15 protein-coding genes are annotated in these 26,263 nt (G+C 51.5%); 9 read left to right on the top strand and 6 right to left on the bottom strand.

The features are described 5' to 3' along the window. Positions 1 to 28 precede the first annotated feature (28 nt). From J4864_RS04595 to J4864_RS04580, 4 genes are all read left to right on the top strand, one after another. Positions 29 to 244: a DUF6722 family protein gene (locus J4864_RS04595; RefSeq protein WP_246479366.1), complete on the top strand. Its 216-nt coding sequence runs from the start codon at positions 29 to 31 to the stop codon at positions 242 to 244. A gap of 118 nt (positions 245 to 362) precedes the next feature. Next, positions 363 to 1,295, top strand: a complete 933-nt coding sequence (locus J4864_RS04590) for a redoxin domain-containing protein (RefSeq protein ID WP_211813855.1) — start codon at positions 363 to 365, stop codon at positions 1,293 to 1,295. A gap of 171 nt (positions 1,296 to 1,466) precedes the next feature. Further along, a complete protein-coding gene (locus J4864_RS04585) occupies positions 1,467 to 2,915 on the top strand; it encodes a hypothetical protein (RefSeq protein ID WP_211813852.1) in 1,449 nt (482 codons plus the stop codon). 15 nt (positions 2,916 to 2,930) lie between these two features. Then, positions 2,931 to 3,458, top strand: coding sequence for a DUF6646 family protein (locus tag J4864_RS04580; RefSeq protein WP_211813850.1), 528 nt, complete (start codon positions 2,931 to 2,933; stop codon positions 3,456 to 3,458). A gap of 165 nt (positions 3,459 to 3,623) precedes the next feature. Here the strand turns inward: J4864_RS04580 and J4864_RS04575 are convergent, their stop codons facing one another. Continuing rightward, complete coding sequence (locus tag J4864_RS04575) at positions 3,624 to 4,955, bottom strand: ATP-binding protein (protein ID WP_211813848.1); 1,332 nt, start codon at positions 4,953 to 4,955, stop codon at positions 3,624 to 3,626. A 412-nt stretch (positions 4,956 to 5,367) separates the two neighbouring features. On the opposite strand from J4864_RS04575, the gene J4864_RS04570 reads away from it, so the two are divergent. Continuing rightward, positions 5,368 to 5,868, top strand: coding sequence for a hypothetical protein (locus tag J4864_RS04570; protein WP_211813847.1), 501 nt, complete (start codon positions 5,368 to 5,370; stop codon positions 5,866 to 5,868). A 239-nt stretch (positions 5,869 to 6,107) separates the two neighbouring features. Here the strand turns inward: J4864_RS04570 and J4864_RS04565 are convergent, their stop codons facing one another. The 3 genes from J4864_RS04565 to J4864_RS04555 all read right to left on the bottom strand — a co-directional run bounded on the left by J4864_RS04565 (position 6,108) and on the right by J4864_RS04555 (position 12,198). Further along, positions 6,108 to 7,934, bottom strand: coding sequence for a phosphoethanolamine transferase (locus J4864_RS04565; RefSeq protein ID WP_211813846.1), 1,827 nt, complete (start codon positions 7,932 to 7,934; stop codon positions 6,108 to 6,110). A 1,581-nt stretch (positions 7,935 to 9,515) separates the two neighbouring features. Continuing rightward, entirely contained in the window at positions 9,516 to 9,713 is a 198-nt protein-coding gene (locus tag J4864_RS04560) for a hypothetical protein (protein WP_007369040.1), read from the bottom strand. Positions 9,714 to 9,723: 10 nt separating this feature from the next. Next, positions 9,724 to 12,198: an alpha-amylase family glycosyl hydrolase gene (locus tag J4864_RS04555; protein ID WP_211813845.1), complete on the bottom strand. Its 2,475-nt coding sequence runs from the start codon at positions 12,196 to 12,198 to the stop codon at positions 9,724 to 9,726. A gap of 463 nt (positions 12,199 to 12,661) precedes the next feature. Between J4864_RS04555 and J4864_RS04550 the strand changes: the two genes are divergently transcribed. The 3 genes from J4864_RS04550 (at position 12,662) to J4864_RS04540 (ending at position 19,465) form a co-directional block, all read left to right on the top strand. Beyond that, the gene (locus J4864_RS04550; protein WP_211813844.1) at positions 12,662 to 15,355 is read left to right on the top strand and encodes a 4-alpha-glucanotransferase; all 2,694 of its coding nucleotides are present in this window, start codon (positions 12,662 to 12,664) and stop codon (positions 15,353 to 15,355) included. Positions 15,356 to 15,595: 240 nt separating this feature from the next. Next, complete coding sequence (gene pulA / locus J4864_RS04545; RefSeq protein WP_211813843.1) at positions 15,596 to 17,509, top strand: type I pullulanase; 1,914 nt, start codon at positions 15,596 to 15,598, stop codon at positions 17,507 to 17,509. A gap of 72 nt (positions 17,510 to 17,581) precedes the next feature. Then, positions 17,582 to 19,465 (top strand): glycoside hydrolase family 13 protein, encoded by a 1,884-nt coding sequence (locus J4864_RS04540; protein WP_040555125.1) that lies wholly within the window; start codon positions 17,582 to 17,584, stop codon positions 19,463 to 19,465. A 942-nt stretch (positions 19,466 to 20,407) separates the two neighbouring features. On the opposite strand, the gene J4864_RS04535 is transcribed toward J4864_RS04540, so the two are convergent. Beyond that, positions 20,408 to 21,736, bottom strand: a complete 1,329-nt coding sequence (locus J4864_RS04535) for an MFS transporter (protein WP_211813842.1) — start codon at positions 21,734 to 21,736, stop codon at positions 20,408 to 20,410. Between the two features lie 154 nt (positions 21,737 to 21,890). After that, complete coding sequence (locus J4864_RS04530; protein ID WP_211813840.1) at positions 21,891 to 22,916, bottom strand: LacI family DNA-binding transcriptional regulator; 1,026 nt, start codon at positions 22,914 to 22,916, stop codon at positions 21,891 to 21,893. A gap of 276 nt (positions 22,917 to 23,192) precedes the next feature. Between J4864_RS04530 and J4864_RS04525 the strand changes: the two genes are divergently transcribed. Further along, complete coding sequence (locus J4864_RS04525) at positions 23,193 to 26,258, top strand: SusC/RagA family TonB-linked outer membrane protein (protein WP_211814616.1); 3,066 nt, start codon at positions 23,193 to 23,195, stop codon at positions 26,256 to 26,258. The last annotated feature ends 5 nt before the right edge of the window (positions 26,259 to 26,263 follow it).

The raw sequence follows: 26,263 nt of genomic DNA, 5'->3' as shown, positions 1-26,263 counted from the left end.
ATTCAGAATAAGGTTGTATATTTGCAGCATGACTGACAAGCTGAAAGAAAAACTTGGGGACTGGCTGTTGGATATAGCCAAGTACCTGATGACGGCGGTAGCTCTTACATCTGCATTCAAAGGGTTCGGCGAACCGTTTATGTCGATAATGGCGTTGCTGATATCAGGATTGCTTCTGGCGATCGGCATTATCTTCATTCAGGCAAGTACAAGTAATAATTCTAATCGTAATAACAAGAAATAGGAGGAAACTGTATGGGATTGCTTTATTCTTCTGTAACAGCATTGCTGATAGCCATAGTGCTTTTGTGTTGGTTGCTAATAGATGATCGGACAAAAAAGAAAAAAAGACAGGGACAGTTATGAAAAGAATATTCTTAGCGGCTGCCTGCCTGCTCTTCATGGCGGCAGCGACGGCTTCTGCACAGACAACAGACACCGTGCAGACTTCGGGGCTGGATGCCAGGTATGCTGTGAATATGCTGAAACCGGGCACACCTGCGCCGGATTTCAAGTTGAAAACGTATGACGGAAAGGACATACGGCTGAGTCAGTATCGCGGCAGTTATGTGGTGTTGGACTTCTGGGCCAGCTGGTGTCCTGACTGCCGGCGTGACATTCCGGCGATGAAGGCTCTCTACGAGCAGTTCCGTGACCATGGCGTGCAGTTCATCGGCATATCATTCGATACCGACCGTGACGCATGGGCGAAGACCTACTGGGACCGCTATCAGATGCATTGGATACAGGTGAGCGAGTTGAAGAAGTTCAGGAAGGCAACCGTCATTGACCGCTTGTACAAGATTGACTGGATCCCCTCGATGTATCTCGTTGGCCCAGACGGCCGGATTGTCATGGGAACGGTGGAAATCAACAAGCTGAAGGAAAAGCTGGAGACCGTCGCACCAGCTCCGCAGACAAGCAGAACAGACGTACTCCCCAGTTTCGACGGCGGACAGGAAGCCGTCGCCGGATATTTCGCACAGCGGCAGCACCACACTATCCAGTCCATCCGCTCGAAGGTACATGCTGAGATGACTGTCGTCTTCAATGTCGAGATGGACGGCTCCGTCACCGGCGCACGTGTCGTCAGGGTAGAGAACGTGCAGGGGACAAGCAGGCATTTCCTGAAGATGGATGCGGCCAAACAGAAGCGGGTGCTGGACAACTGTACGGAGTTCTACAAGAACCAGGCCGTCCGTCTGACCAACGCCATGCCGAAGTGGAAGCCTGCCGAACAGAAAGGCCGACCTGTCCAGAGCAAGACAAGTCTGACAATCGTCTTCCAGGCGTAGCCGGAAGGCCCGTTCGTCAGGGATTGTCTTCAACATCCCCTGCTGCTTGGGAACATGGTTCCCAGCCGCTGGGAATGTGACTCCCAGCGGCCGGGAACACAAGTCCCGGCCGGTTGGGAATCGGCTTCCCATATATTAGGACTGATAAACCAATAATAAAACTGTAAAGCAATGAAAACTTTTATGCTATGTATGATTGCGCTGTTTGCGCAGTCGGTGAGTATGACCGCACAGGTGGCGGGACGTATCGAGTTTCCGTACCGGGCCGACTATGAGGACCAGCTGGTGCTGCCTGTCGGTGATAAAGGACTGGTCGTACAGTCGTTTGCCAAGGACACCAAGGACGGGAAACGGTATTTCAAAACCGCATATTATTCAACGGCGATGAAGTATGTCAGTGCCGACTCCATGCTGATTGACAAGGGAATGTACTACTATTCCAATGTGGTTGAGAACGGCGTGCTCTACACGGTGCTGCGCGAGAGGGACGGTTCGTTCATGGTCGTCGCCTTCAATGCCGCCACACGCAAGTGCAACGTTACGGACGGTGAGTACACCCGCAAGGGATCGATGCGCAACCTTGTCATTACAAACGGATCGGTCGTATTCAGCTCGACGCAGAAGAAGACGGACCGCATCGGCATCATTGACCTGAAGACCGGCCACTGTAATTTCGCCGACATCCATTTCCCGAAAGTGAAGGACAAGGACATTTTCATCCTTGAGAACACCGTGATTGACAATGTCATCTATGCCTTGGTGCGCACCGGGGATGATGTGCAGCTGGTGCGTGTGGACAAGCAGGGAAAGGTGCTGGGGACAGACAACCTGACGGCAGATATTGCCGAGCGCATCGTCTCTGCCTCTGTCTCTAAGGCCGGCGGCAGGTTCTTCGTCACGGGAACCTACTCGAAAGTGAAGAAAGGGGGATCGGAAGGAATCTTCTTCTCTGAACTGAAGAACAACCGGTTCAACAACATCAAGTTCTACAATTTCCTTGATCTCAAGAATTTCACCGAGTACATGAGCGGCCGCAAGCAGGCGAAGGTAGAGCGCAGAAAAGCAAAGGCCGAGAAGGCTGGCAAGGAGTACGCATTGGACTATCTGATGGCCTCGCACCGCATCATGACCGACGGCAAGGATTACTTCTACCTCGGTGAGGCTTATTATCCGGTGTACCGTACCACGATGGTGGGCAATATGGTCATGTCGACTTTTGCCGGATATGCCTACACGCACGCTGTCCTGGCGAAATTCAATGCGGCCGGCAATCTGCTCTGGGACGAGTGCTTCCCGATGGATCCGCGCACATTGCCGATGTATGTGAAACGTTTTGTCTCGGCAAGCATGAAGGGAAACAATGTGAACCTGCTTTTTGCCGACAAGAACCGGCTGGTTTCCAAACTCTTCAGGAATGCTGACGGCAAGGTGATCCAGGACCGTACGTCGGAGATGATAGAGACCGGAAATGATGAGGAGGATGTCAAGAAAATGCGCTATTCCAACTCGCAGTACTGGTATGGAGACAACTTCCTTGTCTATGGGACACAGGTGGTGAAGAATTCGAAGACAGGTGAAAGGCGTAAGGTGTTCGCCATCACAAAGTATACAATTAGATAAAAGGAAAAGACGACAATGGAAAATTCTTTCAGACACGGCAGCCTCTTTCTGTGGCTCGCCATGGTAGTCTGCCTGCTCTGCGTGCCCCGTTCCGTATGTGCACAGGCTTGGGACGGTGATGGAGACGTAAAGGTTTATGCCGGTTATGCCAATGTCGGCGGCAAGTCGGGCTTCGAGGCAGGAAGTGATTATGCCATCAGCGACTTCGTGTCGCTGGGCGGCCAGATAACGGTCATTCCTCTCAAGGACCGTGACGATGATGATTACGGTGCCCTGGATGGTTACGACTTCAGTCTTCATGGTGATTACCACTGGGCGGAGGTGATGAAGCTGCCGTCCGTGATGGACATCTATACCGGTGCATCCATCGGACTGCGCACGGGTGGTCTGCAGGCCGGCGTGCGTTATAATTTCAGTGAGACGTTCGGCCTGTATGCGCAGGTTCGCCAGAACCTGTTCAAGACTTTCGGCGAGAACTCCGACCATGCTCCTGTCTATAAGGGGAAGACGGCCCTCTCTGTAGGCCTGACCCTTACATTCTGATGCAGTACATCCGGCTGTGTAAGACGAGCGTATGTCAATTGTCCAATGCGCAGGATCTGATGCCTGCCATGGGCCAGCTTGACATACGCTCTTCTTGCTGTGCCGTGCTTATATATTATTAAGAGGAGATACCAAGGGAGTCTGTCCTGCTTATGATGCGCTTCCTTATTGGTTTTTGAAGCACATGATGTAGTAAACAGGCATATATGTAATGCCATCCTGCGTGTTTACGGTCTGCTCATTGGACAGTACAAATGCCTGGTGGACATTGTAGTGCTTGTTGGACACAAACTTGTCCAGGGCACTGTGCTTTTTGTAGTCTTTTCCAGATTTGACCTCTATCGGCATGACGCTGAGATGCTCTGTGTCGTCTATCAGGAAGTCGACCTCTCCGTTCTGTTTGTTGTCATAGTAATAAAGAGAATAGCCATGTGCTTTCAGTTCTTGGGCCACTACCGTCTCGTAGACGGAACCTAAATTAATGCTTGGAACATCATCAAGCACGGCCTTCGGATTGTTGTGATAATAGATGGAAGTCAGTATTCCCACATCATTCATGTAGAGTTTTAAAAGATTTTTCCCGCTGTTTTGTATCAGGGGAAAGGTGGGTGTACTGATTGCCTTGACCTCCAGTGCAATCCCGGAAGCAATGATGTATTCGAACTCCTCTGCGTAGTTGGACATTCTTTTCCCTGTCTTTCCTTCTATCTCTTTGGCTATGATTCGTTTTTTTGTCTTTTCGAGGTTAGATGGGATCATTTCGTAGATGCGCCGGATGTTCAGGCGGCGGGTTGCTTGCTGCTCATATTTGGCGGCATCAATGCCATAGTTGAGGTAGACGGCTTCCTGAGCTTCACGTGTTGTCCGTATGTTGTTCTGTCCAAGGAAATTGTTGACGGCATCCGGGAGACCACCCGAGAGAAGGTATTGTCTGAACAGACTCATCAGCTTGTTGTGGATTGCCAGAGGCATGGCTTTCCTGTCCGAAAAGTTCTTGTAAAGGCTGTCAAGCAGCAGCTGCCCGACACCGTTTGCGATGAGAAACTCCTCAAAGTCTAAAGGGTACATATGTTTGACCAAGATACTTCCCAAAGGCAAGGAACTTGTCTGTTTTAAGGCAATGCCCAGACGAGAACCGCTGGCTATATAGGTAAACCGTCCATCTTCCCTGAGAAATTTCAGTAAAGTAAACAGGTGGTCGTATGCTTGAATCTCGTCGATAAACACAAGGGTGTCGTGTTTGTCGCCCATTTTGTCTCCAAAATTGATACTCAGTGTCAGGTAGAAATCCCGTACAGTACGGACATCGGCAAACAGGCGGTCACCGAGTTTGTCCTCCTCCATATTTAACTCAATGTAATTCTTGAATTTCTTCTGGCCGATATGTCGGATGATATATGACTTTCCGATTTGTCGTGCTCCATCTATCAGAAGTATCTTTCCATCAGGTGTCTGAAGGTGAGAGCTTATAAATTCCCCGATCTTTCTATACAGCATGAATACACTTTTCTAATGTTTATACTGCGGCAAATATACACTTTTCCTATAAAACGAGCAAGCAAATACTACACTTTTTCTGTAGTATGGAGGGCTGCATACTACACTTTTTCCGTATCAGGTTCTCTGGTTCCTGTACTTTTCTGCTAAATGGACTGTTGGAAACCGCACTTTCCCGTAAAGCTGGTTCATAGAAAGTGAAATGTTCCTTATTGCATTTTTCTTGGAAGATGAAGCTGTTGTCAGTCCTGCGGTGCTGGCGGAGGGTAAACGTCCTCGTAAGTGAAATGGACGGGGCGGACAGGAGCCTCTCATGGTTGCCACTTCATATTTTATGGACTTTATTTGGCTTTACAGTCCTAAATGTTTATCTTTGCAACATTACTTTTTTAATTAGTGAACAGACATGAGTATGAAATCAATTTGTATATTGGGGCTATTCGCCGCTTTGGTGGCAGGCTGCTCCACGGGTACGCAGCAGAAGAAAACAGACAGGTGTGCTGCCGCCGGTTTCGATTCCATTGAGATTGCCCCTGCATCCGGAATGATGAAAGTACGTCATACGGTAAGATGGATGGTGTACAAGAACCGTCGTGTCGTGAAGAACGAAGTGTATTTCCCGCTTAAAGAGTCGGATGAGGACTCTATCGTGCCTGTACAGATCAGCGGTGTAACGGCCTGGAAGATAAATGAACTTGTCAGGGAACTGTATGTCGACCATACCTCAAGAGACATAGACTCGTTGGTTTCCGATGATTATTGTTATGACATGGGCGGACTGTGTGTCTCGGTCTACTGTCCGGGGAAGGTCGTCCGGTACGAGTACGACCATGGCTATGCCGGTGCGCGATATTCTCCTGCGTTCAACAAGCTGATGGAACTCACGGGGCTGGAGTGGCGGCTTCCCCAATAAGCAGGTCGGGCCGGGATGCCGGACGGGAAAGTCTTTTGGAGGAGAGATTACATGTGTGAAACATCTCTTTCCTGACGGCCTGGCACTTCGTTTCGTCAGATCCATTTCATCATCACACACAAGCGGTATTTGCAGGAACGACAAGCGGGGGCTGCCGATGTGTCGGCAGTCCCCGCTTGTTGGATGGAATTTTTGTTGCTGCGTCCTGTTCCTTGCTTGTAATCTGCAGACGGCGTTTTTTATTTGTTTTGACGGGAACGCATAATTTTATCGTAGTTGTCCCCGTTCCCCAGTATCCTGTCCCTGATCTTGTATTTCGGACTCAGCAGATCTCTTTGCGGAACATAATATTTTGTTTGGATTCCACTGAGGTCGAAGAGAATCTGGCACACATTGTCTGTCATGAAAGGCTTGTCCAGTGCAGCCTTGATGTTTCTTATCACTTGAGGATGCTTCCTTTTGTAAGTGTCAGAACACCATATCATGAAAGGAATGCCATACTGATATTTCAGAAGTTCCTTATATTGTCCTGGGGCCGCACTCACCCGTCCCTTTGAGTCGCGGTAATCATATATTTCCTCTCCGTGATCGGACAGGTAAACTATGACAGCATTCGTCTTCCGGTATCTGTTGATGATGTGACTGATGACCGAGTCGTTATAGTATGTGGCATTGTCGTAATTCGCAATATCTTGCAGCTTGCTTTCTGTAAGATACGAATCCCTCCGCCGAATGTCCTTGAATGTGAATCTGTTGAAAGACTTGTTATGGGGGTATCTTGAGGCTGCGTCTATATGCTGTCCCCAGAGGTGGAACATGATTAGGTTGTATTTTCCTGTTGGTTTCTTGTTCTTGAAATAGTCCTGGATAAGCTGGTCGTCATGGCGGAAAGTCTTATCAGATGAAGCGGTATAAGATAGGCTTGCTATGGTCTTGTTGTATAGGAATGAATTGGTTGTAAACCCTGTAAGCCCTTCTGTCACGTCCGTTTTCTGATTATCCCAATAGTATACATCGAAGCCGACCCTTTTGAATATGGCAGGGAAGAATGGCGTGTGATACCATTTCTCATTATCCATCAGGGAATTGCAGCAGAATGTATTCCTTATGGTGAGCGAGGTTGCTGCATACGCACTGACCACGTCATTGAAGATGTACAGGTTGCCTTTGGCTTTCTCTTTTGTTAATCTTGGTGTTGTCAATAGAGGATAGCCATACAGGTTGGAGTGATATTTAATATACGATTCGCCGATGATATATACGACGTTTAAAGAGTCATTATCGGCGACAGTCCCCTTCTCCGCCTTGCAAGAGGCTTTGACAGCTTCCTGTAATTCGTTTTCGGTTGTCCGTATGCTGTTAAGGGAGAAAATCATCTTCGTGACGGTATCATAAGGAAAGGTGTCTTTTATCGGTAAGTCGTCGGTGGTCTTGCTTTTTGCGATATGATAAAAGATGTCGAATTGGCCGAAACCGAAAAGGACTGTAATGACAGTGCCCCACAGGAAGGCCTTTCTTGCAGTCCAGCTGGTTTTCTGTGATATAGAGTTATCGATAAGATCGTGTCTCCATTCTGCCATTACAACTGTCATGAGTGCAAAACAAATGACGATTATGGAGATAATCCCATTCCGGGAGAACAGATAGGTGGACAGAAATTCTGTTGCCTCTCTGCTGTTGGTCTCCCCAATGAACGTGATGATCTGGGGCTGTATGATGAGATGGAAGACCAGCCATAAGAAAACATTCAGCCCGAAAAGGGAAAGGCCGATGGCATAGAACATAACTTTCAGCCATTTCTTTCTTGTGTAGCTGATGATTGCTGTAAAGACATAGCTGACGGAAAGCCCTCGTGCGAGATCTTCAAATACAATCGGATCAAGATGGAATCCCAGCATTCCTGAGATGAAAAACTTGAGCGTAGACAAGCTGATGAGCAGGAAGAACAGGACAAAGAACGGGAACTCACGGCGGATAGGAGATGATATTCCTTTGAGGAGTACCTTTGCGGAACGGGTCAGGCCGTTACAGATGTCTGCTTTCCCAAATGACGGATGTGGTAGCATAGCTGTGAAAAGTTCCCTTGCTGCCCTGTGGAACCTCTGTGTTTGTTGTATATTTCCACATGATATGAAAAGCGTGGGCAGGCTGGTTGCCCGTCCTTGCAGTCCGTTGTCTTCGTATGGCTGTCGCAGGTAATCCCGAGCAGCACAGAAGTCCACGCTGATATGTGAAGATTACCTGTATGTACTCGGAAGGGTACATGTGGGATCCTGATATACACATCTGCAGAAATCTACTGTAACTCTGTTCCCGGCTGTGATGGATAGTCCGTAAAGGTTTGGACTGCCAAGAAAAAGCATTGGCAAACGCCTTGTCATATATGTGTTTTCACCAATTCTCTCTGCCTGTGCGAAGAGAAAGATGAATTCTCTGCAAAGGTACTTCCTTTTCCCGACAATCCATGAAAAAGTTTGAGAAAAGCGGACACGCGCAGAATGTTGAAGGGGGCAAAGCTGGCGGTGTAGCCTATGTGCCCTGCCTCCTGCAGCCATAGGTCTCTCTTGCACGTCACGACAGACGGTTCATACCATGATGTTATACGCCCCTCTTTTTCAGCTTGTACCCTATAGCCTGTCGTCTGAGAAAGAACGGTCAGATTCATATATGCAATGTTTGCTTTTCCATGATCACAGATAAAGGGATGAGAGGACAGCGGTATATTGTGTCGGTGCAAACCCTCAGCACGTATGGTGTTTACTGGCAACACAATCGGTGTCGGGCATCCGCACTTCTGAAGGAAGTGCGAATACCGGTTTGTTCCAGTTACTGCAATAGGTGCTTTTCATCGGCATGGGTGTGGCACGGGAGGCTTTTTCAGGTTCTTCCGTTCAATGCGTAGATGCTTTTCATATAGCTTTAACGGAAGAACCGAAGTGATTGATGAAACAAAAACATGGCCAAGACTGTCAACAGTCTATCCTAATCATCAGCCTCCGAGTCAAAGACCTTTTCATTTTAATACGTTGAAAAGACAGATAGGATTTTGAAAAACCATTACATAATTTCAAACAAATCATCTGTAAATGTAAAGAACACGTGCAAAAAGCGGGTCTGTAACCAGCAGTCAATCAATCGGTTGTCAAGTCGTTTGTAAAAGGTGTCTGATTGGACTTCAAAAGGGCGTTGGTAACACGCTAAAGGAGCACCCATTGCAGATCAATCAGGCATCTTTCAGGAGCCAGAAGAGCATGTGTCAGCTTTGCACTGCACAAAAATATTTACAAACACCGATAATCTGAGAATAAGTTGTTTGTAGAAGACGGAAAGACAGGCTGACGGACAGGCATCGTATCAATTTGTCTTTTCTGCCTTTTATCCTGTAGTTTACCCTCCTTTGCAAGACCATCCGTTTTGGGAGAGTCATACTATGCAAGTACACAAGCCCTTTATTCTATTCCCATCTATCCATTTAAAGGAAGAACTTTTTTTCTTATCTCGGACGCGCGTCTTTCAGCATCACACACAAGCGATATTTGCAGGAACGATAAGCGGGGACTGCCGATGTGTCGGCAGTCCCCGCTTGTTGGATGGAATTTTTGTTGCTGCGTCCTGCTCCTTGCTTATAATCTGCAGACGGTATTAGATTATCGCGAATCTGTAAGGAACTGTTGTCCGTCGTAATTGTCGTCTTCCCATAAGTCGAAGTCATATTCCTTTGCACCTGCTTCTGTACCGCCGGGAGCTTCTGGGGCGGTCTCACTGTGCTGTGAGAAACCGTCTAATAAGTTCTCACAGGATAGCTTGTGCACTTCGATTGTTGGGATCAGGTATTGTCTTTTCATTGTCGTTTCTTTATTTTAGGATCTTTCGGCCTTTGTAAATGTATATCCCCTTTGGCAGGTCGGACTGTGCTGAACGCCTGCCCAGGCATACACCCTGCAGCGTATAGATGTTGTCATCTTCGTATAAAGTGATTGTACTCAGACCAGTGGATTCGTTGATGAACTGCATCTTGGCAGGTGCGGCAGCATCCGACTTCGTCTGGAAGTAACAGCGATAGGCAGGGATGACGACACCGGCATTGCTGTTTGCCTTGACAAAGCTGCCGTCAGCTGCTGTATAGATAAAACAGGATGTTTCTGCTGTTGACACCTTCGTCACCTTGGCCATTGTACCTGCAAAGGTGTAATCTCCAATTGTTGCAGGAATGGCATTGCCGGAAAGTACAGCCTTTCCACGGAACGGAATGAGGCATTTTGCGGTTCTGTTGGCTATAAAGACGTAAGGCTTGAAAGCCTCTATCGAGTTACAGGACTTGAAGATGAAGACTCCGTTTGACGCACCTGTCAGCTGATAAATCTTACCGTCAAGCTGCACAGCTTCTGTCGGACTGACATTGAATGGCAGGCAGAGGGTACTCTTCACATTCCCCTTAAATTCGCGTTCAAATAGATTGTCGGTGTTGCTGCCTGCACCGGTTCTCTCGCTCATCGTGTAATAGCCGCCATTGGTAAAGGCGTATTCATGGCTTTTCTGTGTGCCTGTGGCTACTCCATCATTGAACATGATATTTTCCGGTGTTCCTGTAACGTTGCAGGTCCACTTCCATATTTTATTGCCATTGGCAGCTTTCCCGATGTATTCGCACTGCTGTCCCGGCCAGTTGCCACCCGTATAATTTGAATGACTATCCCATGCCCAGCAAGCTGCTTTGCCCCACGATGCAGGCGATTCAAAGAAAGCTACAGTCTCACTGTTGCTGAAAGTAAGCGGATTCACTTCACCCATAACAGGTTCATTTTCATACTGCGCAGTGTTATCCGTTGCCTTTCTGTTGTTGTAGGTATAGAACACATCGTTGGTTATACCCCGTACATCGTCCGTCTTTGTAGCATCACTACCCTTGTTGAGCAGGAAGTTCAGACGGTCAGCCTTCAATGTCATATAATAGAATACCTTATCGCCCACCTGCCGTTTCTTTGTCAACAGGGTTCCAGGATAGCCATCTGTGAGCGGACTGTCATTGTCCGTCCACGCATAGAGATAGAGTGGCTGCTCGTTTGCTTCCACATATACCGTGATGTCCTTTGCAGGATTTGTCTCCTTATAGAAGGCATAATTCGGGTTTTCTGCCGTTCCGACCGACACGGGTGTGTACCCTTCCGTGTCAACGCCCTTCGGATAACCGCTGATAACCATAATCTTACTGCGCTCACCCTGCACGATGGTTACATAACCGCCATCGTAGTATTTACCTGATACTATCCTGCTCTGATTGCTGATGCCCGCTTCTTTACGTGCGGCAATCATCTTCTCAAGCTCGGTCTGATAGGCTTTCCAGTGCGGAAGGAAGATACAGGGCGTACCCGGCATTGCCAATATGAAAGCATTGGCAGCCAGGATGTTGTTCTGCAACTTCTCACCGTTTTCGTTGCGATAAGTATCGTGATTGTCTATGAAAGTCACCGCATAGCGGCTCATGTTCGGGTCGCCGGCTACCCCCTTATAGGTCAGTGCGCCCCAATTACCGTTTCCGAAGGCATCGTTGATGATGTATTTCAAAGGGAAATCGAAAGCTGCCGAGGTGTAGCCGGTTCCTTTGATCCAGCCCACTACATTGTCATAATTGCTGTCCCAATACTCTCCGACAGAAAACTCCGGCTTGGCATCCTCGTTGTATATCTTAATAAACTCCGCACCATAACCCTTCACCATGTCGTATCTGAAACCCTTATAGCCCATCTCTTCCTTGAGGAACTGCAAATAGGTCTTCACGTTTTTCTGTACGTTCTCGCCCTTGTGGTCTAAGTCACGGTAGCCGAAATGGTCGCCAGTATCGTAATTGCCAGAAACAGGGAACTTCTCATTTGCCTCGTCATCCCGGCAGATGTCAGCCAATGACCATTTAAGTTTCTTCCCCTTCCATTCTTCTTCCGGGAAGTCGCACCAGTCTTTGTCGCCGCTCTTGTGATTTATCACGACATCCTCAATCACCGCAACATTCCTGGCATTGAATGCGGCAATCATCTGTTTGAGTTCTTCCTGCGTACCGAAAGAACTGTTCTGATTGAACCACCACACAGGGTTATAGCCCATACTCTTGCCGTTGAGACCGGTATTACAATAACCGCTCTGCGGCACCCAGATGGAGTTGAAACTACGGCTGATGACATCGGCTTGTGACTGCAATTTTGTCCAATGCGTATCTTCGTAGGAGTCCCAATAGAAGGCTTGCAGCATAACGCCCTGATATTTGGAGGGCCATCCCTGACTGAATCCCTGCTGTAACGACAGCAGGAATGAAAATAATAAAAGTAATCGTTTCATCTTATATATTTAGGTTGTATGTATCTTCGGGTTTGTCCTGCAAATGTACTGTTTTAAGCCGTATTGAATGTAGATGCCGGTGATAATCAGTGTTTTTCATTGTGCAAACGTTTGCAGAAAGCAGCGGGGCAGGCTGTGTTGTCGGTGATATTGCAAGGCCGGGGACGGAGCGGAAAGGTCGCATAGGGTGCAGGCAAACGGCTGACAATGAGGAGTTTCCCTGGTGTGGGCGTGGTACGGGAGGCTTCTTCATGAGTTCGGATGCCCTCGTGAAGAGGCAGATACGGAGCCGGTGACACGCCGATACCACGGAGAAGATGCGGCGGCGGGCGTCTGGAGAAATCTCACCTGACCGACATCATGCAATCGATTACGCACAAATTGATTTAAATCATGTGCGGCAGAGTTGCGATTCTGCATTAATTTGATTAACTTTGACGAAAAATAACTATCCCAACTCTATATGAACGTACAGTTTCACATTGACTACCAGACCTACTATGGACAAGATCTTGTCCTGAACATCATCACGGGTCAGCACAACGGGGCGCATGAGGCCTCACAGTACAGAATGCGTACGGAAGACGGCTACCACTGGGAGGTGGAAGTGAAGAAAGACGCCAAACCCGGCACGCAAGTAGACTACTTCTACAGCATTCTCCGCGGCGACAATGAGGAGCGCAGGGAATGGGGGATAATGAACCACAGACTGGAATTCAATGCAGAACGCGGCCTGAACTACCGTGTCTACGACCACTGGAGCGACCTCCCGGAGGATGCCTACCTCTACACTTCCGCCCTTGCCGACTGCATCGTGGGGAAGAAACTGACGAAAGCGAGACTCAACAATTACAACAAGGCCGTAACGCTGAAGGTGCGTGCGCCGCAGTTAGGTGCGTCGGACGAGCTGTACCTGTCAGGGGCTGAGCCTGCACTGGGGGCGTGGAACGTGAAGAAGGCACTGAAGATGGTGCAGCACAGCATCAACGAATGGAGCCTTACCCTGGATGCTGCAAAGCTCTCGGGCAGCCAGCTTGAAATAAAATTCTTCATCAAGAACCGCGACAACGATGCAGCTCCGGTATGGGAATACAGCAACAACCGGATGCTGGAACTGCCCGGCATGGAGGAAGGAGATGCCATCGTCTACGAACTGGACGAGGCGTTCTTCCCGGTTCCGGCCATCCGCGTGGCAGGAACACTGGTTCCGGTGTTCTCGCTCCGTTCGGAATCGAGCTTCGGCATCGGCGACTTCGGCGACCTGAAGAAAATGGTCGACTGGGTGAGCCAGACCGGACAGCGTGCGCTGCAGATTCTGCCGATCAACGACACCACCATCACCCATACATGGACGGATTCCTATCCTTACAGCTGTATCTCGGTCTTTGCCCTGCATCCGCAATATGCCGATCTCACGACATTGCCGGAGCTGAAGGACAAGAAGCAGCGGGAGAAATTCGAGGCACTGCGCAAGGAACTCAACGCTCTGCCGCAGATCGACTATGAGCGTGTAAACGACGCAAAGACGGAATACCTCCGGCTGCTCTTTGCGCAGGAAGGGGAGAAAGTGCTGGGAAGCAGTGCCTTCAAGGCGTTCTTTGCCGAGACTGAGAGCTGGCTCGTTCCCTACGCGCAGTACTGCTACATGAGGGATAAATTCGGGACAGCCGACTTCTCCCGGTGGGCAGACCATAAGCAGTGGGACGAATCCGACCGCAAGGCGCTGTCCAATCCCAAGGATGCAGCCTACAAGGAAGTGGCGTTCTTCTATTATGTACAGTTCGTGCTGAGCAGCCAGCTGAAGGCAGTCCACGAGTATGCGCAGGCACACAGGGTCATCCTGAAAGGAGACATTCCCATCGGCGTGAACCGCTACGGCTGTGACGTGTGGACGGAACCTCGCTACTTCAACCTCAACGGACAGGCAGGTGCTCCGCCCGATGATTTCTCCGTCAACGGACAGAACTGGGGATTCCCCACCTACAACTGGGACGAGATGATCAAGGACGGCTGCCAGTGGTGGGTCAACCGCTTCCAAAACATGGCGAAATACTTCGATGCCTACCGCATCGACCATGTACTCGGCTTCTTCCGTATCTGGGAGATTCCCATCAGCTCGGTTCACGGACTGCTCGGACAGTTCGCACCGGCTCTCGGCATGAGCCGTGAGGAAATCGAAGGGTACGGACTGCACTGGCAGGAGGAACTCTTCACGGAGCCGTTCATTACCGACTGGGTGCTCGACCGTATCTTCCGTGAGCATGCCGATGAGGTGCGGCAGAAGTATGTGGAGCACGTATGGGGCGACCGTTACAGGATGCGTCCGGAGTATGATACGCAGCGAAAGGTGGAGAAAGTGTTTGCGGGTAAGAACTCCGAGACGGATGTCTGGATCCGTGACGGACTCTATGCCCTGATCAGCGACGTGCTCTTCGTACGCGACCACAAGGATCCGAACCGATTCCATCCGCGCATCAGCGTTCAGTTCGACTTCATCTACGAGAGCCTCTACGACAGCGACAAGGCTGTATTCAACAAGCTCTACAACGACTATTTCTATCGCCGCAACAACCAGTTCTGGTACCAGGAGGCAATGAAGAAACTTCCGAAACTGGTGAATGCCACCCGTATGCTGGTCTGCGCCGAGGATCTCGGAATGGTGCCCGACTGCGTGGCATGGGTGATGAACGAACTGCGCATCCTCAGTCTGGAAATCCAGAGTATGCCGAAGGATCCGCATGTACGCTTCGGGCATCTCAGCGAAAACCCGTACCGGAGCGTGAGCACCATCTCCACACACGACATGGCGACGCTGCGACAGTGGTGGGATGAAGACTGGGCACGTGCGCAGGATTACTTCAACAGTATGCTGCACCGGGGCGGCCCGGCACCTCATCCGCTGCCGGGATGGCTGGCAAGAGACATTGTCAGCCGGCATCTGACATCGCCGAGTCTGCTGTGCATCCTCGGTATCCAGGACTGGATGAGCATTGACGAAGACCTCCGTCTGGCTGATCCGAACGCCGAACGCATCAACATTCCGGCCAATCCGAAGCATTACTGGCGCTACCGCATGCACGTCGGCATTGAGGACCTGATGAAGAACAAGGCCTTCAATGAGCAGGTAACCGACCTGATCAGCCAGGCCGGCCGATAACGACAGAGAAGGCGGTGACGGGGGTTCTTTCGGTTACCCGTCACCGCCTGTCTTCGTATATTGTCGTCTGATATTGCCTGGCATCGCCTGTTATTGCTCATGACCTCGCATGGTCTCCCGTTATCTTCCATTCCGCCCATCTCCGCTTATTATCGTTTGTCCCCACTCACATCTCCCATCACCGCCTGTCTCATTCCTCCCTCTGAAGGGCTGGGTCAGGCTTTTATCCTCACACAGACAATGAATATGAAATATCATCTGGCAGCATCCATTGCCGCCCTCTTTCTCTCACAGAATGTTTCCGCCCAGCAGCGTTTCAACGAGATGTCCTATTCTCCCGGCGAGACGACTTTCCGCCTCAACGCCCCTTCCAAACCGACACTTCGGCTCTACGATGCGGGACGGGGAGGGAAAGCCTACAAGAAAATAAAGCTTGTACAGAGCGGTGACAACATCTGGACTGTCACCGTGAAGGGCAATCTGAAAGGCAAGTTCTATACCTTCGACATCGGACACGGAGAGACACCGGGCGTATTCGCCAAGGCTGTCGGCTGCAACGGAGGCCGCGGTGCCGTCATCGACATGAAGGAAACCGATCCGGCAGGCTGGAGCACCGACCGGCGTGTACCGACGAAGAGTCCGGCAGATCTGGTCATCTACGAGCTGCACCACCGGGACTTCTCCGTCGACCCGTCATCAGGTCTGGTACACAAAGGAAAATTCCTCGCACTGACCGAACAGAAGGCCATCGACCATCTGAAGAAGCTGGGCGTCAATGCCGTCCATATCCTTCCTTCCTTTGACTTCGCCTCTGTGGACGAGTCAAAACCGGGCGTACCGCAATACAACTGGGGCTATGACCCGCTGAACTACAATGTACCGGAGGGCAGCTATTCCTATGACGCCGACCTCCCCTCACGCCGCATCATGGAATTCAAGCAGATGGTGCAGGCACTGCACAAAGCGGGGATCAGAGTGATTCTTGACGTGGTTTACAACCATACCTTCGACCTTGCCAACAGCAACTTCGAGCGTACGTTCCCCAAGGCTTACTACCGCTACAATGCCGACGGCACCCCCTCCAACGGGTCGGGCTGCGGCAACGAGACGGCAAGCGAGAGGCCGTTGATGCACGACTTCATGCTGGAGTCGATGAAATACTGGGTGGACGAGTACCATATCGACGGCTTCCGTGTAGACCTCATGGGCATCCATGACATCCAGACCATGAACGACATCCGCCGTGAGCTCAATGCCATCGACCCCGGGATATTCGTCTATGGCGAGGGATGGAGCGCCGGTACGTGCGCCTATCCGCAGGAGAAACTGGCGATGAAAGCCGCCATCCCGCAGATGCCGGGCGTTGCTGCCTTCTCGGATGACATACGCGATGCACTGCGCGGCCCCTTCTCCGATGACCATAAAGCCGGTTTCCTCGGAGGGGTAGCAGGGCTGGAAGAAAGCCTGAAGGCAGGCATAGCGGGTATGATCGCGCATCCGCAGGTGGATTATTCGAAGGTGAACTATTCCAAAAAGCCATACGCCACAGAGCCGACACAGATGGTCGCCTACGTCAGCTGTCACGACGATATGTGCCTCGTCGACCGCCTGAAAGCCTCTGTCCCGGAGGCTGAATACGACGAGAACGAGCTGATAAGGCTGGACGAACTTGCCCAGACGGCCGTCTTCACTTCGCAGGGAGTGCCGTTCATGCTCTCCGGAGAAGAGATGCTGCGCGACAAGAAAGGGGTACACAATTCCTTCAACTCGCCCGACAGCATCAACCGTCTCGACTGGAACAACCTCAAGGTCTATCCACAGGTGTTCAGATACTACAGCGGCCTCATCCATCTCCGCAAGGCGCATCCGGCTTTCCACATGGGCAATGCCGACCTTGTCCGCAGACATCTCGAGTTTCTCCCGACGCAGGACTGTCTCGTTGCTTTCCGCCTGAAGGAGCATGCCGGCGGCGACAGATGGAACGACATCTACGTCGTCCTCAACGCCAACAAGGAGCTCCGCACGGTCAATATCCCTAAAGGAAAATACACCATCGTATGCGCCAACGGCGAAGTAAACGAATCCGGACTGGGCGAGATGGAAGGCGGTGAAGTGATGGTAGACGGGCAAAGCGCACTGATTCTTCACAATTAAACAAGGGAGCTTATGAGCCTGACAGGGACTGATCAGGCCCATGAATCCCGGCACAACAATAATGAACCGAATATGAAATTCAAACAAGTTTTCAGCAAGTCTGTCCTCCTTTTACTGTTCACTGTGTCAATGCCAATAGCCGCCCGTCAACGTCCATCCGCGCCTGTCATATCGCGCATCGAGCCTGCCAGCTGGTTCGCCGGGATGCAGGATCCGACACTCCAGCTGATGGTCTACGGCAAGGACATCAAGTTCTCGGATGTGTCCACCGACTATCCGAATGCAAGGATAGACTCGCTCGTGCGGCTCGACTCGCCGAACTATCTCCTCGTTTACCTCAACCTGAAAGATGCGAAGCCAGGAGAAGTGACCCTCAGCTTCACGAACAAAAACGGTAAGACCACCCGACAGAAGCTCCAGCTCAAAGCCCGTGCCATGGCCGGTGCCGACCGGAAAGGGTTTGACAACTCGGATGTTCTGTACATGCTCATGCCCGACCGCTTCGCCGACGGCAATCCGAAGAACGACATCGTCAAGGGCATGCAGGATCAGCTCTGCAACCGCAACGAACCGAGTCTGCGGCACGGCGGCGATCTGGAAGGCATCCGCCAGCACCTCGATTACTTCACCGACCTCGGCGTGACAGCCCTTTGGTTCACGCCGGTACTGGAGAATGACCGTCCTGCTGACGGCGGGAAATACAGTACCTATCACGGATATGCCACCACCGACTATTACCGTGTTGACCCGCGCTTCGGTACGAACGAGGAATACAAGGCACTTGTCGACGCCTGTCACAGGAAAGGACTGAAGGTCGTCATGGACATGATCTTCAATCATTGCGGCGACTACCACCCCTGGAACAAGGACGTACCGTCAAAAGACTGGTTCAACCATCCCGGCTACGGACTGCAGACAAGCTACAAGCTCACCCCTGTTCTCGACCCGTATGCCAGCAAGGTGGACATGGCGGAGACCGTGGACGGATGGTTCGTGTCGTCCATGCCCGACCTCAACCAGCGCAACCCGCACGTCATCAAGTACCTTATCCAGAACTCCGAGTGGTGGATCGAGACCGTCGGCATCGACGGCATCCGCATGGACACCTATCCCTATGCCGACCGCAAGGCAATGGCAGCGTGGATGAAGGCACTCGATGCGGAATATCCCAATTTCAACGCCGTGGGCGAGACATGGGTCACAGAGCCGGCTTACACGGCAGCCTGGCAGAAGGACAGCAAACTGTCGGACATCAACAGCTACCTGAAGACTGTGATGGACTTCGCCTTCTTCGACCGCCTTTCACAGGCGAAGCACGAAGAGACGGACGATTGGTGGAAGGGACTGAACCGTATCTACAACTCCCTCTGCTATGACTATCTCTACACCAACCCGTCATTCGTGATGGCATTCATCGAAAACCACGATACCGACCGCTTCCTCGGAAACGGAAAGGACTCTACGGCTTTGAAGCAGGCTTATGCCCTCCTGCTGACGATGAACCGCATCCCGCAGCTCTATTATGGTACGGAAATACTGATGAACGGCACCAAGGAGGTGACCGACGGCAATGTCCGCAAGGACTTCCCCGGCGGTTTCCCGGGCGACAAGGTCAGCAAGTTCACGTCTGAAGGACGCACTGCAGCCGAGAATGCCATGTACGACTGGATCCGCCGACTGCTGCACTGGCGGCAGAACAACGAAGTCATCACCCGTGGTTCGCAGACACAGTTCATCCCCTGGCACGGGGTCTATGTGCTTGCCCGTCAACATAAAGGCAGGACCGTACTCACCGTCCTCAACGGAAGGAAAGCCGACAACCAGCTTGAAGTCGGACGCTATGCCGAAGTAATCGGAACACATGCGACAGCCACCGACATCACCACAGGCAAGTCCGTCGACCTGACCAGGAACATCCCGCTGGGACACCGTCAGACAATGATTCTCAGTTTCTGACAGGTGTACAGAACATAGGGTTACATTCCCTTTTCCTGCGGGAAAGGAAGGTCTGAGGGTCGTGGGACACTTTATTCCACCTTAATTATATACAACAGCAGGGGCTGCCGGCAGATGCCGGCAGCCCCTGCTGTCGTGAATGGAGGATGGCGGCAGGGAGTCTGTCGTTACAGACGATGTCCTGGCATCGCCGTCCCTTTGCCGGCTTCTGTTCCAGTCCGGTCAACACTTCCCACATAAGCCGGACGTTAACCTTTAACAGGTATTGCAGTGACGTGGAAAGCCCTGTCTGACCTGTACGTGATGGTTTTCCTCCGCTTCTCTGTATGCTTTATTATGTAGCAGGCTTGCTTTATCACTCCATATTTCGGAAGAACCGATGAAATGCTGAAAAGGCAGATTGATACGAAGCCTGTCCATCAGCCTGTCTTTCCTCTTCTGCAAACAACTTCCCATATCACCAGTGTCTGTAAACTGTTTTCATGCAGCCAAAGCGGACACATGCTCTTCTGGCTTCTAAAAGAAGCCTGATTGACTTGCAGCAGGTGCTCTTTCAGCGCATTACCAACGCCCTTTTGAGGCCCAATTAAGCACCTTTTATAAATGGCCTAATAACCAGCTGATTGACTGTCGGTTACAATTTTTCTTTTTGTACGTGTGTTTTTATGTTCGCAGATGATTTGTTTGAATTGTGTAAGGACTTTTCAATGTCTTATCTGTTTTTCCAACGTGTTAATGAAAAGGTTTTTGTATCGGAGGAGGATAACAGGATAGACTGTTGACGGTCTTGGCTGTGTTTTTGTTGAATGAATCACTTCTGTTCTTCCGTTAAAGCTATACGAAAAGCATCCGCACAACGGAAGAACCAAAAGAAAGGTGTGTTGAATCGCCATTCAACACACCTTGTTCTTCAGAGAGATATATAAAAAGAGTTGTGAAACCCTATTCTGCCGTGCGGCGGTCCTTGATGATGCCGACGGAGAGCGCACCGAGGATGAGGGCGACGCCGGCAACCACCATCATGTTGCTCTGTACGGAGCCCACCAGATGAAGCAGTACGCCGCCTACCGCAGCAGCGACGATCTGCGGTATGCAGATGGTGCCGTTGAAGAGTCCGAGGTATGCCCCCATGTGCCCGTAGCCCTCCAGTGCATTCGTGACGAATGTGAACGGCATGGCGAGCATGGAAGCCCAGGCACAGCCGATGAGGATGAACGGGAGGAACAGCAGGTACTGGTCGTGTACGTAGGCCGCCATGGTGAAGCCGATGCCGCCTAAGACAAGCGAAAGGGCGTATGCCATCTTGCGGTTCTTGAACTGCGGGAGCACCATTGCCCATGCTACGGAGCCGATGGCCTGCACGGCAAAGAGGATGCCCACCCAGTTGCCGGCTTCCTGATAGCCTGTGGTTGTGGTGGCGTCAGCTGCAAACATATCCACGCCCCAGCAGTTGGCTGCCACGGTGCCGTTGGTGTAAGTCCACATATACATGAAGGCAAACCAGCAGAAGAACTGTACCAGGCCCACTTTCCAGAAGGTGGCCGGCGCATTCTTCAGGAGGGTGAGCATGCTTGCCTTCGATTCGTTGTCGGCCTTCTTCAGGCTGTGGTACTCGGCATATTCCTCCGGTGGCATTTCCTTTACCTTGGCTGTCGTGTAGATGACGCAGAGGATGAGGATGGCCGCACCGATGTAGAAGGAATAGACCACGGAGTCGGGGATGACGCCCAGCGGCGCCTGGTTGGAGATGCCCAGCAGGGTGAAGAAGTAGGGGAAGACGTAGCCCGCAATGGATCCGGCGTTGCAGAGGAACGACTGTATGGAGTAGGCGAGCGTCTTCTGCTTCTCGTTGACCATGTCGCCTACCAGCATCTTGAACGGCTGCATGGCCATGTTGATGCTCGTGTCGAGGAACATCAGCGAGAGCAGTCCGAAGACCATGGCCGTCGATACCGCCATGCCGAGCGACCCGGCGTTCGGCAGCAGGCACATCACGAGGACGGCAACGGCAGCCCCGATGAAGAGATAGGGTATGCGCCGTCCGAAGCGTGTCCATGTCTTGTCGGACAGTGTCCCGACGATCGGCTGTACGATGATGCCCATCAGCGGCGGGAGTATCCAGAAATAGCTGAGTTTGTGCGGGTCAGCACCCAGTGTCGCGAAAATGCGGGAGATGTTTGCGCTTTGCAGCGCATAGGCGATCTGCACTCCGAAAAATCCGAAACTGAGATTCCAGAGCTGCCAGAAACTTAAGTTAGGCTTTTGCTTCATTGTTGTATTTGTATTTGTGCCTTCCCGGATCCTGTAAGGAAGGGTAGGCGGTTATAGGCTGTTGTAGGTGATGATAGGCTGTGATAAGCGATGATAGGCCTTGTCCTGACTGGCTTCCGTGGGCATGCTCCTCCTTGGGGGCTGGGGGAGGCTTTCACCTTGTTGTCCCTCTGATGATCAGCCTTGTCCTGACCACCCGCTTCACTACTTTGTCCTTTGGCAAGGCTCCTTCCACCTGGTCGATGAGGATGTTGGCGGCCTCTTCGCCCACCTGTTTGCCGCGTTGTTCTACCGTCGTCAGCATCGGCTCGCAGGCTACGGCCCGCTCACCGTTCGTGAAGCCGCAGATGGAAATGTCCTCCGGCACCCGGTAGCCCATGCGCTTGCAGGAATAGAGAATGCCGATGGCCGTATCGTCGTTGACGGCGAAGAACGCATCGGGCGGGATGCCCAGGCTCATGATGTCGGGTGTGATGGCCTCGGCATCGGCGCGGTTGTCGCAGTTCCTGATCAGCAGGTCGTCGGGGCGCATGCCGTGTTTGAGCAGGGCGTCCCGGTAGCCGTTGTACCGGTTCCTGCCGATCTCCATGGTCAGCTTCGTGCCGTAGAAGGCGATGTGCTTGCAGCCTGTGTCGATGAGGTGGGTGACGGCGGCGTAGGCTCCCATGTAGTCGTCGACGACGACCCGGCTGGCATTGATGCCCGTGCAGATACGGTCGAAGAAGACAAGCGGTGTGCCGTGTCTGGCGAGCCGCTGGAAATGGTCGTACTTGGAAGTGGTCTTGGCCTGCGATACGATGATACCGCATACCTTGCTCTCTAAGTATGCCTGGCATATCCTCACTTCGTCCTCGTATTTCTCCCGGCTCTGTGCCACCATCAGCCGGTAGCCTCGTGCCGAGGCCTCTTCCTCGATTCCCGAGAGGATAGACGAGAAATAGAAGTGGGAAAGCTGTGGGATGATGACACCGATGACCTTGATAGGCTGTACCTTGCTCTTCCGCAGGCTTTCGGCAATGGTGTTCGGAGAGAAGTAATGCTCGCGCGCATACCTCTTTATTTCTTCCCGCTTCTCGGCCGAAATACGGGGGCTGTCCTTGAGGGCGCGAGACACCGTCGCCACGGAGACACCGAGGTCCCGTGCAATATCCTTCATCGTTATGCTGGGTGTATCAACCATTCGATTTAGTCCGTTCTTAGCCCGTTTGTTGTTTTGGTAACGCAAATATACACATTTTTCACAAATCATTTGACCTATGTCAATTTATTAATCATTATTTATTTGTGCAAACGTTTGCACAGCGTAAATAACATTTTCAAAGACAAAAAAGTGTGAAATCCGTCAAACTCGATTAACTTTGCAGACATAAAGCCAATGCTATCGGCTATTAACCGACCTTGACGGAGTGTACAAAATAACTTTAATCAATTTATAATCTTTTAATTAACAAAAATGATGAAGCAGGTAAAATGCAAATTTCCTGTCAGGATACTGACCCTTTTGCTGGGGCTGTTCCTTTCAGTCAGTGCTTTTGCACAGTCTACTGTTACTGGACAGGTGAAGGATGCTGCCGGCGAGCCCGTCATTGGTGCTTCCGTCCTTATCAACGGGACATCCAACGGTACGGTGACCGACCTTGACGGTAACTTCTCTGTCAACGTACAGCCCGGTGCAACCTTGACAATCTCCTACATTGGTTATCAGAAGCAGCAGGTCGCTGCATCCAATGGCATGGTCGTCACGCTCAAGGAAGACGTGGCACAGCAGATGAATGAAGTCGTCGTCATCGGTTACGGTGCTGTGAAGAAGAGCGACCTTACCGGTTCTGTCACGGCTCTGAAGCCGGACGGCAAGAACAAGGGTCTGGTTGTCAATGCGCAGGATATGCTCGCCGGAAAAGTTGCCGGTGTGAGCGTCACCAACGACGGCGGTACGCCGGGTGGCGGTTCTAACATCCGTATCCGTGGCGGTTCGTCACTGAATGCGTCCAACAGTCCGTTGATTGTCATCGACGGTGTGGCCATGGACCAGACAGGTGTCAAGGGTGTGGCCAATCCGCTCTCTCTCGTCAATCCGCAGGATATTGAGTCGTTCAACGTCCTGAAGGACGCTTCCGCTACAGCTATCTACGGTTCACGTGGTTCGAATGGTGTCATCATCATCACCACCAAGAAGGGTCGTCGCGGTATGCAGATTTCTTATAACGGCAGCTTTACCGTCAGCACGAAGTCGAAGAACCTTGACGTGCTGTCGGCTGATGAGTACCGTGACCTGATAAAGAGCAAGTACGGTACGGCACTGTACACGCTGGACGCTAACGGCAACAAGGTCCCGACAGCTTACGGAAGCCTGGGCAAGGCCAATACTAACTGGCAGAACGAAATCTTCCGTACCGCCATCGGCCACGACCACAACGTAGCTGTGTCCGGTCAGGCTGCCAACTGGCTGCCTTACCGTGTCAGTGCGGGATATACCAACCAGCAGGGTATCGTCAAGACCTCCAGCTTCGAGCGTTTCACGGGTGCCCTGACATTAAGCCCTTCTCTCCTGAACGACCATTTGAAGGTCACCTTGAACGCCAAGGGCATGTGGACCAAGAACCGCTATGCTGACGGCGAGGCGATCAAGGCTGCACGTCAGTTCGACCCGACACAGCCTGTCTATGCAGACGGTTTCAACAACTTCGGCGGTTATTACCAGTGGACGGATGACGGTACAGCCCTCAACGATCCGACATGGCCGATGACATTCTATTCTCTTGCAACCAAGAACCCGGTGTCTATCCTCAACCTGAAGAACGACCGTGCCATCAGCCGCGACTTCCTCGGCAGTGCTGACATCGACTATAAGGTACACGGCTTTGAGGACCTGCGCCTCCACGTGACGGCAGGCCTTGATGTTGCAAAGGGACGCCAGGTAACGGATGTCGACCCGGCTTCCCCACTGGCTGTCTATTATGGCTCATACGGCTGGGAGTCACAGTTGAAGCGCAATATGCAGCTGTCTGCTTACGCACAGTACTACCACGACTTCAACGACAAGGCCAAGAACCACTTTGACATCATGGCCGGCTACGAGTGGGCACACTTCTGGCACAACACCCATAATTCTTACTGGAGCTTCTATCCTTCGACGAACAAGGACACCAGCCTTGCCGGCAAGGAGCGCAACCGCAGTTACTATAACTATGCGACGGAGAACTACCTCGTTTCTTTCTTCGGCCGTGCCAACTGGTCTCTGATGGATGGCCGCTACATGGTGACGGCAACAGTACGTGACGACGGTTCTTCCCGTTTCCAGGACCACTGGGCTGTATTCCCGTCCTTCGCCTTCGCATGGCGCATGAACGAAGAGAACATGCTGAAGCAGATCGACTGGCTGTCCGACCTGAAGCTCCGCCTCAGCTGGGGTATGACCGGTCAGCAGGAAGGTATCGGCGACTACAACTACTTCGCTGTGTACGAAATGAACACAGGCAACGACTCTTACTATCCAATTGCCGGTGACGGCTCTCTGGCCCGTCCGAAAGCGTATGACCCGACACTGAAGTGGGAGACGACTACCTCTTATAACATAGGTCTTGACTGGGGTGTCCTCAGGCAGCGTCTTTCCGGTACCGTCGACTGGTACTACCGCAAGACCAGCGACCTCCTCAACAAAGCGACCGTATCGGCGGGCTCCAACTTCCGCAACGAGGTGATGAGCAACATCGGATCGATGTACAACACGGGTGTCGAGGCAAGCATTCACTGGCTGGCCGTGAACTCCAAGGACATCAACTGGACGATGGATTACAACTTCACCTACACCTACAACAAGATCACCGACCTCAACGGTGGTTCTGACCCTGACTATTACGTTCCTACAGGCGGTATCTCTGCCGGCACAGGCGGAAACATCCAGGCGCAGCACGTAGGCAATGCAGTCAATTCTTTCCACGTGTTCCAGCAGGCATACGACAAGAACGGAAAGCCGCTGGAGGGTGTTGTCGTAGACCGCAACGGCGACGGCAAGATCACCGATGCAGACAAGTACTACTACAAGAAACCGGCGGCTCCTGTCACCATGGGCTTTGCTTCCCGCCTCGAGTACCATAACTGGGATCTCGGCTTCGCACTCCGTGCAAGCATCGGCAACTATGTCTACAATGACGCTTTTGCAAGTACTTCCAATATGTCGACTTCGGATCTTTTCCCGAAAGGCAAGTTCCTTGTAAACCGTCCTTCAGAAGTTGTGGGTGACAACTGGCTGTCAAATGATCCGACCTCAACACAGAGTGACTACTGGGTACAGAACGCTTCCTTCCTGAAGATGGACAACGTGACACTGGGTTACAGCTTCGCGAACCTTCTCAAGCAGGGTTCATGGAACGGTATCTCCGGCCGTATCTACGGAACTGTCAACAACGTGTTCTGCATCACCAAGTATAAGGGCCTCGACCCGGAGGTGTTCAACGGTATTGACAACAACCTCTATCCGCGTCCTATCTCGTTCATCCTGGGGTTGAACCTGAATTTCTAAATCTA

The organism is Prevotella multiformis (assembly GCF_018127985.1).
Lineage (GTDB): Bacteria > Bacteroidota > Bacteroidia > Bacteroidales > Bacteroidaceae > Prevotella > Prevotella multiformis.
This window is presented reverse-complemented; position numbering and strand designations above follow the sequence as displayed.

Bases quoted from the DNA above. Each gene is read 5' to 3' on its own strand.
- J4864_RS04595 (WP_246479366.1), top strand. From the start codon at position 29: ATGACTGACAAGCTGAAAGAAAAACTTGGGGACTGGCTGTTGGATATA.
- J4864_RS04590 (WP_211813855.1), top strand. From the start codon at position 363: ATGAAAAGAATATTCTTAGCGGCTGCCTGCCTGCTCTTCATGGCGGCA.
- J4864_RS04585 (WP_211813852.1), top strand. From the start codon at position 1,467: ATGAAAACTTTTATGCTATGTATGATTGCGCTGTTTGCGCAGTCGGTG.
- J4864_RS04580 (WP_211813850.1), top strand. From the start codon at position 2,931: ATGGAAAATTCTTTCAGACACGGCAGCCTCTTTCTGTGGCTCGCCATG.
- J4864_RS04575 (WP_211813848.1), bottom strand. From the start codon at position 4,955: ATGCTGTATAGAAAGATCGGGGAATTTATAAGCTCTCACCTTCAGACA.
- J4864_RS04570 (WP_211813847.1), top strand. From the start codon at position 5,368: ATGAAATCAATTTGTATATTGGGGCTATTCGCCGCTTTGGTGGCAGGC.
- J4864_RS04565 (WP_211813846.1), bottom strand. From the start codon at position 7,934: ATGCTACCACATCCGTCATTTGGGAAAGCAGACATCTGTAACGGCCTG.
- J4864_RS04560 (WP_007369040.1), bottom strand. From the start codon at position 9,713: ATGAAAAGACAATACCTGATCCCAACAATCGAAGTGCACAAGCTATCC.
- J4864_RS04555 (WP_211813845.1), bottom strand. From the start codon at position 12,198: ATGAAACGATTACTTTTATTATTTTCATTCCTGCTGTCGTTACAGCAG.
- J4864_RS04550 (WP_211813844.1), top strand. From the start codon at position 12,662: ATGAACGTACAGTTTCACATTGACTACCAGACCTACTATGGACAAGAT.
- pulA (WP_211813843.1), top strand. From the start codon at position 15,596: ATGAATATGAAATATCATCTGGCAGCATCCATTGCCGCCCTCTTTCTC.
- J4864_RS04540 (WP_040555125.1), top strand. From the start codon at position 17,582: ATGAAATTCAAACAAGTTTTCAGCAAGTCTGTCCTCCTTTTACTGTTC.
- J4864_RS04535 (WP_211813842.1), bottom strand. From the start codon at position 21,736: ATGAAGCAAAAGCCTAACTTAAGTTTCTGGCAGCTCTGGAATCTCAGT.
- J4864_RS04530 (WP_211813840.1), bottom strand. From the start codon at position 22,916: ATGGTTGATACACCCAGCATAACGATGAAGGATATTGCACGGGACCTC.
- J4864_RS04525 (WP_211814616.1), top strand. From the start codon at position 23,193: ATGAAGCAGGTAAAATGCAAATTTCCTGTCAGGATACTGACCCTTTTG.